Raw genomic sequence first — 15,807 nt, 5'->3', positions numbered from 1 at the left:
AACGCAATAAAACACCCACACTTATGTGCCTAAATACATTCCTTGGCTGGCATTTTTTCTCTCTAAGCTTTAAATCGCTCTTAAGGCTTAATTTAATTGAAGGCAATGCAACTTTGAAGACAGCAGCAGTGATCGTCGCTGCCGGACGCGGGGAACGCGCCGGACAAAGCGTTGAAGGCCCGAAGCAATATCGCCGCATCGGCAATCAGGCAGTTTTGATGCGCACGCTTGCAACATTTTTGCAATGTGATGCCCTCTCCAAAATTGTCATTGTCATCCATGCTGATGATAAAGCGCTTTATCAGGCGGCCTGCCCTATTACAGATCCGCGCATTCTGGTTGTCACCGGCGGCCCGACCCGTCAGGAATCCACCCAGCTTGGCCTTTTGGCACTGGCTGAAGACAAGCCTGATTATGTGATGATTCATGATGGTGTGCGCCCGTTTGTAACTTTGGATTTGCTTGGCCGCATCATCAGCAATTTGCAGCCATCAAGCGGTGTATTACCAGCCCTTGCTGTATCAGACACACTCAAGCAGGCAGACACCGATGGTATGGTACAAAAAACTGTGCCACGCGCCGGTCTCTATGCCGCACAAACCCCGCAAGCATTCCCTTATGCGCCGATTTTTGAAGCCCATAGCAAAGCGCTCAAAGCGGGTTTAACTGATTTTACCGATGATGCCGCCATTGCCGAATGGCATGGGCTGGCTGTTACCATTATTGAAGGCTCTGCCGACAACACCAAACTGACATGGGCAAAGGATATTGAAATGGCCAATCAGCGCTTAAACAATGCGCCAAGCTTCTTCCCGGATGTGCGCACCGGCAATGGCTACGATGTGCATGCCTTTGAAGAAGGTGACTTTGTCACTTTATGCGGCGTTGAAATTCCGTTTGATAAAAAGCTCTCCGGCCATTCCGATGCTGATGTCGGCTTTCATGCGCTCACTGATGCGCTGCTTGCCACCCGTGGCGCCGGCGATATTGGCACACATTTTCCGCCATCCGAGCCGCAGTGGAAGGGTGCCGCTTCGCATATTTTTCTCGAATTTGCTGTGAAGCTAGTGCGTGAAGCCGGTGGCCGCATCACCAATACCGATGTGACGCTGATCTGCGAAGAACCAAAGATTGGCCCGCACCGCCCTGCCATGACGAAAAGCCTCGCTCAAATTCTCAATATCAGTGCTGATCGTATTTCGGTCAAAGCCACCACCAATGAAAAGCTCGGCTTTTTAGGCCGTGGTGAAGGTATTGCTGCGATTGTGACTGCAACTGTTGTCTATCCGGGTGAAGTGCCAGCTCATGAGGATGTTTTATGAGCGAACTCATCGCTGAGGTAAAAGCAAATGAAGTGCTGGAAGCCTGCCGTAAGGCAGGTTTCATGGTGGCAACGGCTGAATCTTGCACAGGCGGCATGATTATAGCGAGCCTCACGGATATTGCCGGATCATCCGATGTGGTGGATCGCGGCTTTATCACCTATTCCAATGCGGCTAAAACCACAATGATTGGCGTTCCCGCCGCACTCATTAATGACAAAGGTGCCGTTTCCAAAGAAGTCGCTCTTGCCATGGCGCAAGGTGCGCTGCAACAATCTAAAGCATCTGTCAGCGTGGCGGTAACTGGCGTTGCAGGCCCGGGCGGCGGCTCGGATGCAAAGCCTGTCGGCCTTGTGCATATTGCCAGCGCTCTGCGCAGGAAAAGCACAGTCCTGCATCGTGAATGCCGTTTTGGAGCGGACAAAACGCGCGCAGAAATCCGGCACTTAACTGTGCTTACAGCACTTGATTTGATTTTGGAAAATATCAGTCAAAATTAAAGCGGATCAGGCTTTAAAAATCTGATCCGCGCGTTTTTCAAATGCTTCCGAAAATTTACGGAATGCCAGATCAAACATCGAGCCCATTAAAAGCCCCAATGTACGGCTCTTAAACTCATAATCGATGAAAAACTCGACATCGCACGCTTCCCCACCCTCAGCCGGAATAAACGTCCAGCGATTATCAAGATAGCGGAATGGCCCGTCGATATATTTCACTTCAATCACATTGTCGTCGGGTTTTAATAAAACCTGACTGGTGAATGTTTCACGGATGAGTTTATAGCCGACCGTCATATCAGCGATCAGCAGTGTTTTGCTGTCACGCTCTTTGCGCGAGCGGATGGTCAGCGCTTCACACATCGGCAGAAATTGCGGATAGCTTTCCACATCCGCAACCAGCTTGAACATGTTTTCGGCGCGATGCGCAACGCGCCGTGTATTGGTAAAACTCGGCATGCGGTTCTTATGCCCGTGCCATCACCTGCGCTTCACGCGCGGCTTTCAGTTTTGCAAAATCGTCACCCGCATGGTGCGAGGAACGGGTCAGCGGGCTTGAGGCAACCAGCAGGAAGCCTTTGGTGCGGCCAATGGTTTCAAATGACTTGAACTCATCAGGCTTCACAAAACGAATAACCGGATGGTGCTTGCGGGTTGGCTGCAAATACTGACCGATGGTCATGAAATCCACATCGGCTGAACGCAAATCATCCATCAATTGCAGGATTTCGTTACGCTCTTCACCCAAGCCAACCATAATGCCGGATTTGGTGAAAATGGTCGGATCCAGTTCCTTAACGCGCTGAAGCAAGCGGATGGAATGGAAATAACGCGCACCCGGACGCACTTTCAGATATTTCGACGGCACAGTTTCCAGATTGTGATTGAACACATCAGGACGTGCTTTGACGACCACTTCCAAGGCGCCTTCTTTGCGCAGGAAATCGGGTGTCAGAATTTCAATTGTTGTGCCGGGCGCTGCTTCACGGATGGCATGGATCACTTCAGCAAAATGCTGTGCACCGCCATCTGCCAGATCATCACGGTCAACAGACGTGATTACCACATGCTTCAAGCCCATTTCTTTCACGGCCTTGGCAACGCTTGCAGGTTCGTTCTTGTCGAGCGCGGTTGGGATACCGGTCGCAACGTTACAGAAAGCGCAGGCACGGGTGCAGATTTCACCCATAATCATGAAAGTTGCGTGTTTTTTATCCCAGCATTCGCCGATATTCGGGCAACCTGCTTCTTCACAAACCGTTACCAGCTTGTGCGAGCGGACAATCTCGCGTGTTTCATTATAACCTTTGGTGACAGGCGCTTTAACGCGGATCCAATCCGGTTTTTTAAGAATTGCATTATCCGGCCGATGCGCCTTCTCAGGGTGGCGCGGACGCATGTCTCTGGCAACCGTATCAAGAACTGTAACCATAACTTAAACCCTGCCTGTCCTCTTATTTTGACCGTTTTCCGTTCAACAGGTCAAACACCCAAAGAATAATGATGGCACCTGCGGTCGCGGCAATCAGATTGCTGGCAAAGCCCCAAACCTTGAAAGACAAGGCTTGCGCAAGTGCCGTCCCTACAAATGCTCCGGCGATCCCTAACAGAATACTGATCAGGAATCCATAGTTTCGCTTCATCGCTTTATTGGCGATATACCCGGCCAGAAAGCCAATCAGCAGCGTGCCGAAGAAACCATAGCCATCAAAGACAACTAATTGATTTTCCAATGGTTTCTCCTTACTTTTCGGCGGCGATACCAACCGCACGCACCAGTAATGCGCCGATCAGACCAAAAAGAAAACCGGCAATTCCGAGCGCTAGGGTCAGCGACCAAACGCCGTACCAACCGGAAATCGCTGTCCCGTTAATCGATATAATATTGCCGGACAACATACTCAAGGTGCCGGCACCAAAGCCAAGTAGCACCCCGATAACTGTTGCCCATTTCAATACCGGCCATGCCATAGCACGCCACGGATGGCCGTTTTTGATCAGCGGAATAGCGCTTCTCCTCACTTTTTAAGCGTTCAACACTTTGCCATAGGCATCAAGCACGCTTTCCTTCATCACTTCCGAAATGGTCGGATGCGGGAAGACGGAGTGCATCAGCTCTTCTTCAGTGGTTTCCAGGTTCATCGCAATTACGAAGCCCTGAATCAGTTCGGTTACTTCCGCACCAACCATGTGTGCGCCAAGCAGCTGACCGGTTTTCTTGTCAAAGATGGTTTTTACCATGCCCTGATCTTCACCCAGCGCAACAGCCTTACCATTGGCCACGAACTGATAGCGGCCAACGCGGATATCGTAGCCCTGCTCTTTGGCTTTGGCTTCTGTCAGACCAACCGATGCCACCTGCGGGTTACAATAGGTGCAGCCCGGGATCATGCTCTTATCAAGCGGATGCACATTTGGCAGACCAGCAATTTTCTCAACGCAGATCACGCCTTCATGCTCGGCTTTATGGGCGAGCATTGGCGGGCCAGCTACGTCGCCGATCGCATAAATGCCATCAACATTGGTTTTGCCATAAGCATCAATCACCACGCAACCTCGGTCAGTTTTCACGCCGAGCTGCTCAAGGCCGATATTTTCGATATTGCCCTGAACACCAACAGCCGAAATCATCCGGTCAACGGTAAGTGTCTGCACTTTACCATCCTTGGTTTCGATGTGAGCGGTCACATTATTGGCGCCCTTCTCAACCTTCGACACTTTGGCATCGGTGATGATTTTAAGGCCGCGCTTTTCAAGACGCTTGCGGGCAAAAGTCGAGATTTCAATATCTTCAACCGGCATGATCTGTGACATCAGCTCAACCACTGTCACATCAACGCCCATATCATGATAGAAGGAGGCAAATTCGATACCGATTGCACCAGAACCCATTACCAGCATGGTTTTTGGCAGTTCCTGCGGGATCAGCGCTTCAAAATAAGTCCAGATTAGCTTGCCATCCGGCTCAATGCCCGGCAGTGCACGCGGACGGGCACCTGTCGCAACAATGATGTTCTTAGCTTTATAAGTGCCTTCGCCCAAAGTATTTTTAGGCTGTGGCGCTTGTGGCTGCATGGCAGCTTTTGTCATTTTGGAAACAGAGATTTCACCGGCTTTGACGAGCTTTGCTTCACCCCAGATGACATCAATCTTGTTTTTCTTCATCAAGAAACCAACGCCACCATTCATACGCTCGGCAATGCCGCGTGAACGGGCAACAACAGCTTTAATATCGGCGGTCACTGTGCCTTCAATATTGAGGCCATAATTCTTGGCGTGATCGGCCAGATGCTTCACTTCAGCAGAGCGCAGCAATGCTTTGGTCGGAATACAACCCCAGTTGGAGCAAATACCTGCCAAATGTTCGCGCTCAACGATTGCGGTTTTCAACCCCAACTGAGCTGCGCGGATCGCAGTTACATAGCCGCCAGGGCCAGATCCGATAACAATCACATCATAAATGTCGGCCATATCGTTCCTGCCTTTGTTCACATCACGCTGCGGGTTAAAAACACCCAGTCGTGTTTGTTACAATCTTCGAAGTGCGGCACGTGAGCGAGCCTGCTGACTTCCTTGAAATTCATCGATTTATAGAGGGAAAGTGCCGCATGATTGTGGCTTTCCGTAATCAGGCTGACGGCATGATTGCCCTGTTTTTCAGCCTGTTCAATCTCATATGTCACCAGCAAACGGCCAAGTCCCTTGCCACGGAAGCGTTTATAAACGCCCACACTGTCAATAAAACGATGACCGATCATTTGCTGTTGCAATTGCAGCAAAGGCGCAAAAACCGGATGATCAGCTTCCTGATCCAAAATACCGGCTTCAATCGTATAGCCAACTGAAAGACCGGCGGTTTCGTGGTCAATTTCCGCAATAGCGGTGTTTTCCCAACCTTCTGATCCTGCCTGTGCCAGCGCCCATGCACCATATTCCAATGGCGTATCCGCTTCGCCGTTCAACACAGCCCTGTTCCAGATCCAGCTGGCAAAGCCATGCGACGACAGATCAACCAGAATGGCGATCTCTGCCGCATCACGTTTATGCGCCGGACGGATGGAAATATGTTGTGTCATCAAAGCGTCTCCGGTGTTGCGCTTTGAGAGCTATCCCAAAGCGCAGCACTGATTTTAATGCTTATACCAGCATGCCCATCGGATTTTCGATGCGGCGCTTGAAGGCCTGAGCAAGTTCGGCAGCCAATGCACCGTCAACGGCGCGGTGATCGGTTGACAATGTCACGGACATGACAGTTGCCACTTTCACTTCGCCATTTTCAACGATTGCACGCTGTTCACCAGCGCCCACTGCAAAGATTGTTGCATGTGGCGGATTGATGATGGCCGCAAAGTCTTTCACGCCGAACATACCAAGGTTTGACACCGAAGTGGTGCCGCCCTGATATTCTTCAGGCTTCAGCTTGCGATCACGAGCGCGCTTGGCCATATCTTTCATTTCGTTGGAAATGACCGACAGGGTTTTGCTTTCTGCATTACGAACGATCGGAGTAATCAGACCGCCCGGAATGGAAACCGCAACACCAACATCAGACTGCTTGTGCACGATCATGCCGCTGTCAGTCCATGATACGTTGGCATCCGGCACATCGCGCAGCGCAAGTGCAGTTGCCTTGATAACCATATCATTGACCGAAAGCTTGTAAGCAGGCACTTCGCCCTTCTCGGTTTTCACGAGAGGTGCCGACGCGTTGATTTCACTGCGCAAGCTAAGCAATGCATCCAGATTACAATCAATAGTCAGATAGAAATGCGGAACTGTCAGCTTCGATTCCATCAGGCGGCGCGCAATAACCTTACGCATACCGTCATGCGGAACCACCTCATATGAACCCTCCTCAAACAATTTGAGAACGGTTTCATCTGACATGCCCTGCGGAACAGCGGCTGCAACAGGTGCCTGAGCAGCACTTGGTGCTTTAGTTGCACCGGAGCTCAGCGCTTTTTCCACGTCCTTCTGAATGATACGGCCACGCGGACCAGTACCGGTCACGCCAGCAATATCCAGACCGGCATCTTTAGCAATGCGGCGTGCAAGCGGTGAAGCAAACACGCGGTCGCCGGTCGATGCAGGTGCGGCAGCTACGGGCGCAGCTTCAGCCTTTGGTGCTTCTGCTTTCGGAGCCGGAGTCGCCGCCGGAGTTGCTGCCTGTGCTTGGGCCGGTGCCGAGGCTGGGGCTGCTGCTGGCGCAGCATCGCCGCCCTTAGCAGCTTCAGCTACATCTTCACCTTCTTCGGCAAGGATTGCGATAACTGCATTGACCTTCACACCTTCAGTGCCGGCCGGAACCATCAGTTTGGCCACAACACCTTCATCAACAGCTTCGACTTCCATCGTTGCTTTGTCGGTTTCGATCTCGGCGATTACATCGCCGGACGATACCTTGTCGCCTTCCTTAACCAGCCATTTGGAGAGGTTGCCCTCTTCCATGGTTGGGGAAAGCGCAGGCATGGTGATTTTAATCGGCATGTCCTAAGAGCCTCCTCAGGCGGTGTATGTGACGGCTTTCACCGCCTCGACAACTTCCGCCACGCTTGGCAGAGCCAGTTTTTCCAAATTCGCCGCATATGGCATTGGCACGTCTTTACCTGCGATGGTCATGATTGGCGCATCGAGATAATCAAATGCCTGCTGCATAACGCGGGCGGCAATTTCTGTACCAACGGATGACTGCGGGAAGCCTTCTTCAACCGTTACCAGACGACCGGTCTTCTTGACCGATTCAATCACGGTCGGAATATCCATCGGACGGATGGTGCGCAGATCAATGATCTCCACATCAATCCCTTCTGCGGCCAGCTGTTCAGCAGCTTTAATCGCATAGGTCATACCAATACCAAAGGATACGATCGTTGCATCGCTACCCACTTTGTGGATGCGGGCCTTACCGATTGGCAATACGAAATCTTCCATATCCGGCACATCAAAATGCTGACCGTAGAGAATTTCGTTTTCCAAAAATACAACCGGATTTGGATCGCGGATAGCCGCTTTCAGCAAGCCTTTAGCGTCTGCTGCCGAATAAGGCATGACAACTTTAAGACCCGGAATATGGCTGTACCATGCTGCATAGCACTGGGAGTGCTGAGCACCAACGCGAGCAGCAGCACCGGATGGGCCGCGGAACACCATCGGCGCACCCATCTGACCACCGGACATATAAAGTGTCTTGGCAGCAGAGTTTACGATCTGGTCAATTGCCTGCATAGCAAAGTTGAAGGTCATGAATTCAACGATCGGACGAAGACCGGCAAATGCTGCACCGACACCGATACCGGCAAAGCCGTGTTCGGTAATTGGTGTATCAACAACGCGCTTGTCACCGAATTCGTCGAGAAGACCTTGAGTTACTTTATAAGCACCCTGATATTCAGCAACTTCTTCACCCATAACAAAGACGTTAGGGTCACGGCGCATTTCTTCAGCCATTGCATCGCGCAATGCTTCACGCACAGTGGTCGAAACCATTTTGGTGCCGGCCGGAATGTCCGGATCATTGGCGACATCCAAAACAGGTGCCTTCGGTGTTGCAGGTGCACTTTCTTTTGCAGACGCATCAGCAGCAGGCGCTTCAGCCGGAGCGCTGGCCGCAGGAGCAGCAGATGCACTTGCATCAGTAGCGCTTTCGCCGTCACCAAGCAGAACAGCAATCACGGAGTTAACCTTGACGCCTTCGGTGCCTTCAGCAACCACGAGCTTGCCAATGGTACCTTCGTCAACAGCTTCAACTTCCATTGTTGCCTTGTCAGTTTCAATTTCGGCCAGAATGTCACCGGAGGTAACTTTATCGCCTTCTTTAACCAACCATTTGGAGAGCTTGCCTTCTTCCATTGTCGGAGAAAGGGCGGGCATGAGAATTTCTACAGGCATTTCTACACCTTCCTCGAATCAAAGCAAAATATCTGTGTAGAGCTCGGACACTTCCGGCTCCGGATCGTGCGTCGCAAAATCAGCCGAATCGGCAACGATCTCACGCACTTCCTTATCGATATTTTTCAGCTCTTCTTCGGTCGCCCAGCCCTTATCGAGCAAACGCTGTCTGACCTGTTCAATAGGGTCGTGCTCGGCACGTACCTTCTGAACTTCTTCTTTTGAGCGATATTTTGCCGGATCGGACATGGAGTGACCGCGATAGCGGTAGGTCTGCATATCAAGAATGATCGGGCCTTTGCCGGAACGTGCCCATTCGAGCGCCATTTCAGCAGCTGCATTTACTGCACGCACATCCATACCATCAACCTGAATACCAGGGATGTTGAAAGATGAACCGCGCTTGGAGAAGTCTGTTTCCGCAGAAGAACGGGTCACTGATGTACCCATTGCATAGCGGTTATTTTCAATGATGAAGACAACCGGCAAATTCCAAAGCTTTGCCATGTTGAATGTTTCGTAGACCTGCCCCTGATTGGAAGCGCCGTCGCCGAAATAAGTCAGAGATACATTGTCATTGCCGCGATAACGGTTGGCAAAGGCCAGACCTGCGCCCAACGGAACCTGCGCACCAACGATACCGTGGCCGCCATAGAAATGCTTCTCTTTCGAGAACATGTGCATCGAGCCGCCCTTGCCTTTCGACAAGCCGCCACGACGTCCGGTCAGTTCAGCCATCACGCCGCGGGCGCTCATGCCTGTTGCCAGCATATGTCCATGATCACGATAGGCGGTGATAACCTGATCACCTTCCTTCTGTGCCATCTGCATACCAACAACGACAGCTTCCTGTCCGATATAGAGATGGCAGAAACCACCGATCAGACCCATACCATAAAGCTGTCCAGCTTTTTCTTCGAAACGTCGAATCAACAACATTTCGCGGTAGCTGCTCATTTCCTGTTCTTTAGTGAAATCAGCAGGCTTGGGGGTCTTAGGTGCAGTGTTTGAAGCCGACTGTGTTTTGGTCACAGGCGCCTTGTTAGACCTCGATGCCATAATTTGCTCCCTATTGTCTTACTGAAATAACCTTAAACGGCTGTCAAACAAGTTACAATATGCAACAGGGGCATAGCAGCTATGTTATTAAGTCTTTAATTTCACTCATTAAAAAGACTATTAACCGGATTTCAGTTAATCAGACGCATCTTCACGAGAAATAATTATTGTCAGTTCGTTTTCATGGGAGAGATTAAGCGCTCGTCGTGCCTGTTCGTCAAGCATATCCTTTTCAATGGAGCCATCACGCAAAAGCGAGACGCGTTTTTCCATTGCTTGACGCTCAATGGTCAGCTCTTCAAGTTGTGCGTTTAAGAGAGCAACCTGCTGCTGCAAGCGCGCACTTGAATCGATGCCATATTCGCCGTGATAGGCGTGGAAACCAAAATAAGACAGGAAAGCAATGGCCAGTAACGGCAACACAAATCGTCCGCGAATAGACTTACGCTTTTGCTTGGTCCACATACTCAACACATCCTTTGAGCCTTTTTAAGTTTCCGTCGAAACATCTTAAAAAGCCCGATTACTCATTTTACGCGCAACTTAAGCAGTGCCGCCGATACAATGGCAGCAGTTCAGTAAACGGCCGCGTGACAGCCAACACAAGCACCCACGCCATACACCCGCATTCTGATCGTACTAATAAACATTATTTTGCTTAACAGAGCCTTACTCAAAGGCAACACAAGCAAAACTTTATTAAACACAGTGTGACGGACGCCTGCCACACAGCCTGCCACAAAACCCGTAAAAACAAAAAAGCGGAGCATTGCTGCCCCGCTTTCATATTTCAGTGCAGTAAGGCGAAAGCCTCACTGCGCTTCAAATCCATTAAAGGAATTTCAGTGCTGAACGTCCGGCATAACGTGCCTGCAAGCCCAGTTCTTCCTCGATGCGGATGAGCTGGTTATATTTTGCGGTACGGTCTGAACGCGCCAGCGAACCGGTTTTGATCTGGCCGCAATTGGTTGCAACAGCCAGATCCGCAATGGTGGAATCTTCTGTTTCACCGGAGCGGTGTGACATCACAGCGGTGTAACCAGCCTTATGAGCGGTTTCAACGGCATCCAAAGTTTCGCTCAAAGTACCGATCTGGTTTACTTTGACGAGAATCGAATTGGCAACGCCCATCTTGATACCGTCACGCAGACGTGCGGAGTTGGTCACGAAGAGATCATCGCCAACGAGCTGGGTTTTGGTGCCGACGAGTTCGGTCAGGTATTTCCAACCTTCCCAGTCGTCTTCGCTCATACCATCTTCAATGGTTACGATCGGGTAATCGCCAACGAGCTTGGCCAGATATTCAGCTTGCGCGCGCGGATCACGGCTGATGCCTTCGCCTTCATAGACGTAATTGCCGCCCTTGAAGAATTCAGTTGCAGCGCAATCAAGACCGATAGCGATTTCTTCACCCGGCTTGAAACCAGCCTGAACGATGGATTCCATAACGAAATCAAGTGCAGCTTCAGCAGAAAGCAGATTAGGCGCAAAACCGCCTTCATCGCCCACATTGGTGTTGTGGCCGGCATCTTTCAGACGCTTCTTCAAAGTGTGGAACACTTCTGCGCCATAACGCACAGCTTCGCGCATCGAATTCGCGCCAACCGGCAGAATCATGAATTCCTGAAAATCAATCGGATTGTCTGCATGTGCGCCACCATTGATGATGTTCATCATCGGCACCGGCAGAATGTGGGCATTAGCACCACCGACATAGCGGTAAAGCGGCAGGTCGCAAGACTGCGCAGCAGCCTTGGCAACAGCCATGGAAACGCCGAGGATCGCATTGGCACCCAGATTGCTCTTATTGGCAGTGCCGTCGAGGTCAATCAAAGTCTGATCAATATGGATCTGGTTTTCGGCATCCATGCCAGCCAGCACGTCGAAAATCTGACCATTAACCGCAGCAACGGCCTTTTCAACGCCTTTACCCAAATAACGGCTGCCGCCATCGCGCAGTTCAACCGCTTCATGCGCACCGGTGGATGCACCGGAAGGAACTGCTGCACGGCCAAACGCGCCATCTTCCAGCAACACATCAACTTCAACAGTCGGATTGCCACGGCTATCCAGAATCTCGCGGCCGACAATATCAATAATCGCAGTCATACAGACTTCGTCCTTCCACTTTTTCAAACCACCGGCATGGCTGATATCCCGATCAGTCATGCTTTCTCAAGAAACTCGCCTCGAATGCACCTTACAGCCCATCCGATTTACCCATTCTACTTATGCCAACTGCGGGTGCGTGTAAAACATTACCGCACCCTTCCACAGGGCAAAACTCTCAATTTATATAGCCTGAAGGTCACAAACCTTTGGACAAGCGATCAAAGGCCATCAAAGTTTCCAGCAAAGCCGGCATATTGTCGATCTGCACCATATTCGGGCCATCTGACGGCGCATTGTCCGGGTCTTCATGGGTCTCGATGAAAAGACCTGCAACGCCAACGGCAACAGCGGCGCGCGCCAATGTTTCAACAAATTCGCGCTGACCACCAGATGAACCACCCTGACCTCCCGGCTGCTGCACGGAATGGGTTGCATCAAAAATAACCGGCGAACCAAAGCCTGCCATAATCGGCAGCGAGCGCATGTCAGACACCAGCGTATTATAACCAAATGATGCACCGCGTTCACAGGACATCACATTTGGATTGCCGCTTTCGGTCACTTTCGCCAGCACATTTTTCATGTCCCACGGCGCCAGAAACTGGCCTTTTTTAACATTGACGACACAGCCGGTTTTAGCAGCTGCAATCAGCAAATCTGTCTGTCGGCATAGGAAAGCAGGAATTTGTAAAACGTCGATGACATCAGCCACCAGCGCACATTGTTCTTCGGTGTGAACGTCGGTCAGTACTGGAAAATTATATTCTTTTTTCAGATCAGCGAATACTTCCATCGCTGTTTCAAGGCCAATACCGCGCTTGCCGTTTAATGATGTACGGTTGGCTTTATCAAAGCTGGATTTATAAACCAGACCAATCCCAAGCTTGTCGGTCTGCTCTTTCAATCGTCCTGCCATGTCAAACGCATGCTGACGGCTTTCCATCTGGCAAGGCCCGGCAATCAGCGCCAATGGCTGATCATTGCCAAAAGTCACATTGCCTACGCGAATAATCGAATTTGCTGTCGTCATGGTTGCTCAACCTTCATTATCATAGAGTTGGGTCGCTCAAAGCTTGCCCGCAGCCGGATAGAATCCGGCACAAAACTTGTCTCACTATAAACCTCAGTGACCATATAAAAAAGCGCCACTGTTTATCACATATGGCGCTTCTTTTGATTTTTACATCAGGCAATCACACATTTGCGATCAGACCATCCGGCTCTGTTCCAATGCTGCGGCAATGAAGGACGCAAACAATGGATGCGGTTCGAACGGACGTGATTTCAATTCGGGGTGATATTGCACACCGATGAACCACGGATGATCGGCATATTCAACGGTTTCAGGCAGAACGCCATCCGGTGAAAGACCTGAGAACACCAAACCGCACTGTTCAAGACGATCTTTATAATCGACATTGACTTCGTAACGGTGACGGTGACGCTCGGAAATGGTGGTATCGCCATAAATCTCAGCAATACGCGTTCCGGCTTTCAGCTCCGACTCATATGCACCAAGGCGCATCGTACCGCCCAGATCACCGGACTGGCTGCGTTTTTCGAGCAGATCGCCCTTCAGCCATTCGGTCATCAAGCCAACAACAGGTTCTTTGGTCGGGCCAAATTCTGTTGAAGAAGCGTCTTCAATACCAGCCAGATTGCGGGCAGCTTCAATGCAAGCCATCTGCATGCCAAAGCAAATGCCGAAATAAGGCACCTTGCGTTCGCGGGCAAATTTAGCTGCTTTGATCTTGCCTTCCGCACCACGTTCGCCAAAGCCACCTGGCACCAAAATGCCGTGAACTTTTTCCAAATGCGGAGCAGGATCTTCGCCTTCAAAGACTTCCGCTTCAATCCATTCAAGATTAACGCGTACCTTGTTAGCCATACCGCCATGCTGCAATGCTTCAATCAGAGATTTATAAGCATCTTTCAGCTCGGTATATTTACCAACAACTGCAATCGTAACCTCGCCTTCCGGATTATGGATAAGACGGGAGACTTCTTCCCAGCGCTCGATCTGCGGCTTAGGTGCCGGATCAATGCCGAATGCACGCAACACTTCCGCGTCAAAGCCTTCATTATGATAAGCCACCGGCACATCATAGATAGACTTGACGTCAAGCGCCTGAATAACGGCACTTTCGCGCACATTACAGAACAAGGACAGCTTGCGGCGTTCATTTTCCGGAATCGGACGGTCTGCACGGATAAGCAGAACATCAGGAGCAATACCGATAGAACGCAGTTCTTTAACAGAGTGCTGTGTCGGTTTGGTCTTCAACTCACCGGCCGTTGGAATATACGGCATCAGGGTCAGGTGAATATAAACCGCCATTCCGCGTGGCAATTCATTGCCCAGCTGACGGATTGCTTCCAGAAACGGCATGGCTTCAATATCGCCAACCGTTCCGCCGATTTCACAAAGAACAAAATCATATTCGTCATTGCCAGAGGTGATGAAGTTTTTAATTTCATCCGTGACATGAGGAATAACCTGAACTGTCGCACCGAGATAATCGCCGCGGCGTTCTTTTTCGATGATATTGCGGTAGATACGACCAGTCGTAATATTGTCCTGCTTGGTAGCAGGCTGACCGGTGAACCGCTCGTAATGACCCAGATCAAGATCTGTCTCTGCACCATCATCGGTCACAAACACCTCACCATGCTGGTAAGGGGACATCGTGCCCGGATCGACGTTCAGATAAGGGTCGAGTTTACGAATCCGCACGCGGTATCCACGTGCCTGAAGGAGTGCAGCCAATGCTGCTGCGGCAATGCCTTTTCCAAGGGAAGAAACCACGCCGCCTGTGATGAAAACATATCGCGCCATGGGCTTATGTCGTTAGACTCTCCTGACTGATTCCGCCACTAAAAAATGAAGTCCTATATAAAATAGTTGGTTTTTCCCCGTTATAAAGAGGCAAAACCACAAGCTCATTTTTTGCCGCTCACGCATCTTCACGCATTGGCGGACGGAATAAATTAAAATGAGAAAATCCGGTTGTTAAATAACCGACAACTTTCCAGCCCAGTTCTTATACTCCCCGCCTCTTCTGCCATGCCGGTTAACCCGTTATAATCAAACATAGAAGCGGTTTGCGTGCCATTTCAAATGGCCATAATAAAACACAAAAAAGCCGGGCCTGCGCCCGGCTTGTCAGCGCCTTATAATCTCAATCAAAGCACCACAACTTCTGTGCCAAGATTAACGCGCTCATAAAGATCGAGCACATCTTCATTCAACATACGGAAGCAGCCGTTTGAAGCGGCACTGCCGATTGTCCAAGGCTGCACTGTGCCGTGAATACGGATATAGGTGTCTTTGTTGCCCTGGAACAAATAAAGCGCACGGGAACCGAGCGGGTTGCTTGGTCCGCCATCCATACCGTTTTTGAAGCGGCCGTAATGGGCTGGGTTGCGCTGAACCATTTCTTTGGTTGGAATCCAACGCGGCCATTCACGCTTTGCGTTGATGGTGCCGGTGCCTTTAAATTCAAGACCGACTTTACCAACAGCAATGCCATAACGGCGTGCAGTGGTTGAGGTCTCTACGAGGTAAAGGAAATAGTTTTTCGGATCGACAACGATTGTGCCCGGCTTGTAGCCGCTGAAAGCAACAGTCTGCGCATGAAAACGTGGCGCAATCTTATACTTTTCTGCCTGCGATACATAGGTCTTACCTGCCGGAGCAGCATCGTTCGGCGCAGCCTGCACAGGCATTGCCATGCAAAGTCCTGCAATACCAGCGAGAATGATATGGCGTAAAAACATTTGAATTTCCCGAAAATAAACCCAAAACGTGAGGGCGACAGCACATCAACTCATGCCCGTCTTTGATCTGTGATTACGACATCAACTTGTCATACTCAACAGGTGGATTTTATCCACAGCATGTTTTCATGCCCGCTATGGCATGGTTG

General features: G+C 50.5%; 16 protein-coding genes. 2 read left to right on the top strand and 14 right to left on the bottom strand.

Going from position 1 to position 15,807, the window contains the following annotated elements; all coding sequences use genetic code 11:
• Positions 1–23: 23 nt before the first annotated feature.
• Positions 24–1,322 (top strand): bifunctional 2-C-methyl-D-erythritol 4-phosphate cytidylyltransferase/2-C-methyl-D-erythritol 2,4-cyclodiphosphate synthase, encoded by a 1,299-nt coding sequence (locus ABDZ76_RS08775; protein WP_374844610.1) that lies wholly within the window; start codon positions 24–26, stop codon positions 1,320–1,322.
• A complete protein-coding gene (locus ABDZ76_RS08770) occupies positions 1,319–1,822 on the top strand; it encodes a CinA family protein (RefSeq protein ID WP_343804422.1) in 504 nt (167 codons plus the stop codon). The genes ABDZ76_RS08775 and ABDZ76_RS08770 overlap by 4 nt, the downstream gene beginning before the upstream one ends.
• A gap of 6 nt (positions 1,823–1,828) precedes the next feature.
• Here ABDZ76_RS08770 and ABDZ76_RS08765 read toward each other — a convergent pair whose 3' ends face one another.
• The 14 genes from ABDZ76_RS08765 to ABDZ76_RS08700 all read right to left on the bottom strand — a co-directional run bounded on the left by ABDZ76_RS08765 (position 1,829) and on the right by ABDZ76_RS08700 (position 15,607).
• Positions 1,829–2,281, bottom strand: coding sequence for a type II toxin-antitoxin system RatA family toxin (locus ABDZ76_RS08765; protein WP_343804420.1), 453 nt, complete (start codon positions 2,279–2,281; stop codon positions 1,829–1,831).
• A gap of 7 nt (positions 2,282–2,288) precedes the next feature.
• Complete coding sequence (gene lipA / locus ABDZ76_RS08760; RefSeq protein ID WP_343804418.1) at positions 2,289–3,254, bottom strand: lipoyl synthase; 966 nt, start codon at positions 3,252–3,254, stop codon at positions 2,289–2,291.
• A 22-nt stretch (positions 3,255–3,276) separates the two neighbouring features.
• On the bottom strand, positions 3,277–3,555 hold the full coding sequence (locus tag ABDZ76_RS08755) for a GlsB/YeaQ/YmgE family stress response membrane protein (RefSeq protein WP_343804416.1): 279 nt from the start codon (positions 3,553–3,555) through the stop codon (positions 3,277–3,279).
• Positions 3,556–3,565: 10 nt separating this feature from the next.
• The gene (locus ABDZ76_RS17725; RefSeq protein WP_486298573.1) at positions 3,566–3,844 is read right to left on the bottom strand and encodes a hypothetical protein; all 279 of its coding nucleotides are present in this window, start codon (positions 3,842–3,844) and stop codon (positions 3,566–3,568) included.
• Positions 3,845–3,847: 3 nt separating this feature from the next.
• A complete protein-coding gene (gene lpdA / locus ABDZ76_RS08745; protein ID WP_343804414.1) occupies positions 3,848–5,293 on the bottom strand; it encodes a dihydrolipoyl dehydrogenase in 1,446 nt (481 codons plus the stop codon).
• Between the two features lie 17 nt (positions 5,294–5,310).
• Positions 5,311–5,898, bottom strand: a complete 588-nt coding sequence (locus ABDZ76_RS08740) for a GNAT family N-acetyltransferase (RefSeq protein ID WP_343804412.1) — start codon at positions 5,896–5,898, stop codon at positions 5,311–5,313.
• A gap of 61 nt (positions 5,899–5,959) precedes the next feature.
• Positions 5,960–7,309: a pyruvate dehydrogenase complex dihydrolipoamide acetyltransferase gene (locus ABDZ76_RS08735; RefSeq protein ID WP_343804410.1), complete on the bottom strand. Its 1,350-nt coding sequence runs from the start codon at positions 7,307–7,309 to the stop codon at positions 5,960–5,962.
• 15 nt (positions 7,310–7,324) lie between these two features.
• A complete protein-coding gene (locus ABDZ76_RS08730; protein WP_343804408.1) occupies positions 7,325–8,710 on the bottom strand; it encodes a pyruvate dehydrogenase complex E1 component subunit beta in 1,386 nt (461 codons plus the stop codon).
• An 18-nt stretch (positions 8,711–8,728) separates the two neighbouring features.
• Complete coding sequence (gene pdhA / locus ABDZ76_RS08725) at positions 8,729–9,769, bottom strand: pyruvate dehydrogenase (acetyl-transferring) E1 component subunit alpha (protein ID WP_343804406.1); 1,041 nt, start codon at positions 9,767–9,769, stop codon at positions 8,729–8,731.
• Positions 9,770–9,904: 135 nt separating this feature from the next.
• Complete coding sequence (locus tag ABDZ76_RS08720; RefSeq protein WP_343804403.1) at positions 9,905–10,234, bottom strand: FtsB family cell division protein; 330 nt, start codon at positions 10,232–10,234, stop codon at positions 9,905–9,907.
• 366 nt (positions 10,235–10,600) lie between these two features.
• Positions 10,601–11,878 carry a phosphopyruvate hydratase gene (gene eno, locus ABDZ76_RS08715; RefSeq protein WP_343804750.1) on the bottom strand — a complete coding sequence of 426 codons (1,278 nt, stop codon included), beginning with the start codon at positions 11,876–11,878 and terminating at the stop codon, positions 10,601–10,603.
• A 199-nt stretch (positions 11,879–12,077) separates the two neighbouring features.
• A complete protein-coding gene (kdsA, locus tag ABDZ76_RS08710) occupies positions 12,078–12,911 on the bottom strand; it encodes a 3-deoxy-8-phosphooctulonate synthase (RefSeq protein WP_343804401.1) in 834 nt (277 codons plus the stop codon).
• Positions 12,912–13,088: 177 nt separating this feature from the next.
• Positions 13,089–14,717, bottom strand: coding sequence for a CTP synthase (pyrG, locus tag ABDZ76_RS08705; protein ID WP_343804399.1), 1,629 nt, complete (start codon positions 14,715–14,717; stop codon positions 13,089–13,091).
• A gap of 347 nt (positions 14,718–15,064) precedes the next feature.
• Positions 15,065–15,607 (bottom strand): L,D-transpeptidase, encoded by a 543-nt coding sequence (locus ABDZ76_RS08700; RefSeq protein WP_374844618.1) that lies wholly within the window; start codon positions 15,605–15,607, stop codon positions 15,065–15,067.
• Positions 15,608–15,807: the final 200 nt, after the last annotated feature.

Origin of the sequence: Paenochrobactrum glaciei, from assembly GCF_039522165.1 — a bacterium.
Lineage (GTDB): Bacteria > Pseudomonadota > Alphaproteobacteria > Rhizobiales > Rhizobiaceae > Paenochrobactrum > Paenochrobactrum glaciei.
The sequence above is the reverse complement of the archived record's forward strand: the minus strand, read 5'-3'. Positions and strand labels throughout refer to the sequence as shown.

Bases quoted from the DNA above. Each gene is read 5' to 3' on its own strand.
- lipA (WP_343804418.1), bottom strand. From the start codon at position 3,254: ATGGTTACAGTTCTTGATACGGTTGCCAGAGACATGCGTCCGCGCCAC.
- ABDZ76_RS08735 (WP_343804410.1), bottom strand. From the start codon at position 7,309: ATGCCGATTAAAATCACCATGCCTGCGCTTTCCCCAACCATGGAAGAG.
- eno (WP_343804750.1), bottom strand. From the start codon at position 11,878: ATGACTGCGATTATTGATATTGTCGGCCGCGAGATTCTGGATAGCCGT.
- ABDZ76_RS08700 (WP_374844618.1), bottom strand. From the start codon at position 15,607: ATGCCTGTGCAGGCTGCGCCGAACGATGCTGCTCCGGCAGGTAAGACC.
- kdsA (WP_343804401.1), bottom strand. From the start codon at position 12,911: ATGACGACAGCAAATTCGATTATTCGCGTAGGCAATGTGACTTTTGGC.
- ABDZ76_RS08770 (WP_343804422.1), top strand. From the start codon at position 1,319: ATGAGCGAACTCATCGCTGAGGTAAAAGCAAATGAAGTGCTGGAAGCC.
- pyrG (WP_343804399.1), bottom strand. From the start codon at position 14,717: ATGGCGCGATATGTTTTCATCACAGGCGGCGTGGTTTCTTCCCTTGGA.
- ABDZ76_RS08720 (WP_343804403.1), bottom strand. From the start codon at position 10,234: ATGTGGACCAAGCAAAAGCGTAAGTCTATTCGCGGACGATTTGTGTTG.
- ABDZ76_RS08765 (WP_343804420.1), bottom strand. From the start codon at position 2,281: ATGCCGAGTTTTACCAATACACGGCGCGTTGCGCATCGCGCCGAAAAC.
- ABDZ76_RS08775 (WP_374844610.1), top strand. From the start codon at position 24: ATGTGCCTAAATACATTCCTTGGCTGGCATTTTTTCTCTCTAAGCTTT.
- ABDZ76_RS08740 (WP_343804412.1), bottom strand. From the start codon at position 5,898: ATGACACAACATATTTCCATCCGTCCGGCGCATAAACGTGATGCGGCA.
- ABDZ76_RS08730 (WP_343804408.1), bottom strand. From the start codon at position 8,710: ATGCCTGTAGAAATTCTCATGCCCGCCCTTTCTCCGACAATGGAAGAA.
- lpdA (WP_343804414.1), bottom strand. From the start codon at position 5,293: ATGGCCGACATTTATGATGTGATTGTTATCGGATCTGGCCCTGGCGGC.
- pdhA (WP_343804406.1), bottom strand. From the start codon at position 9,769: ATGGCATCGAGGTCTAACAAGGCGCCTGTGACCAAAACACAGTCGGCT.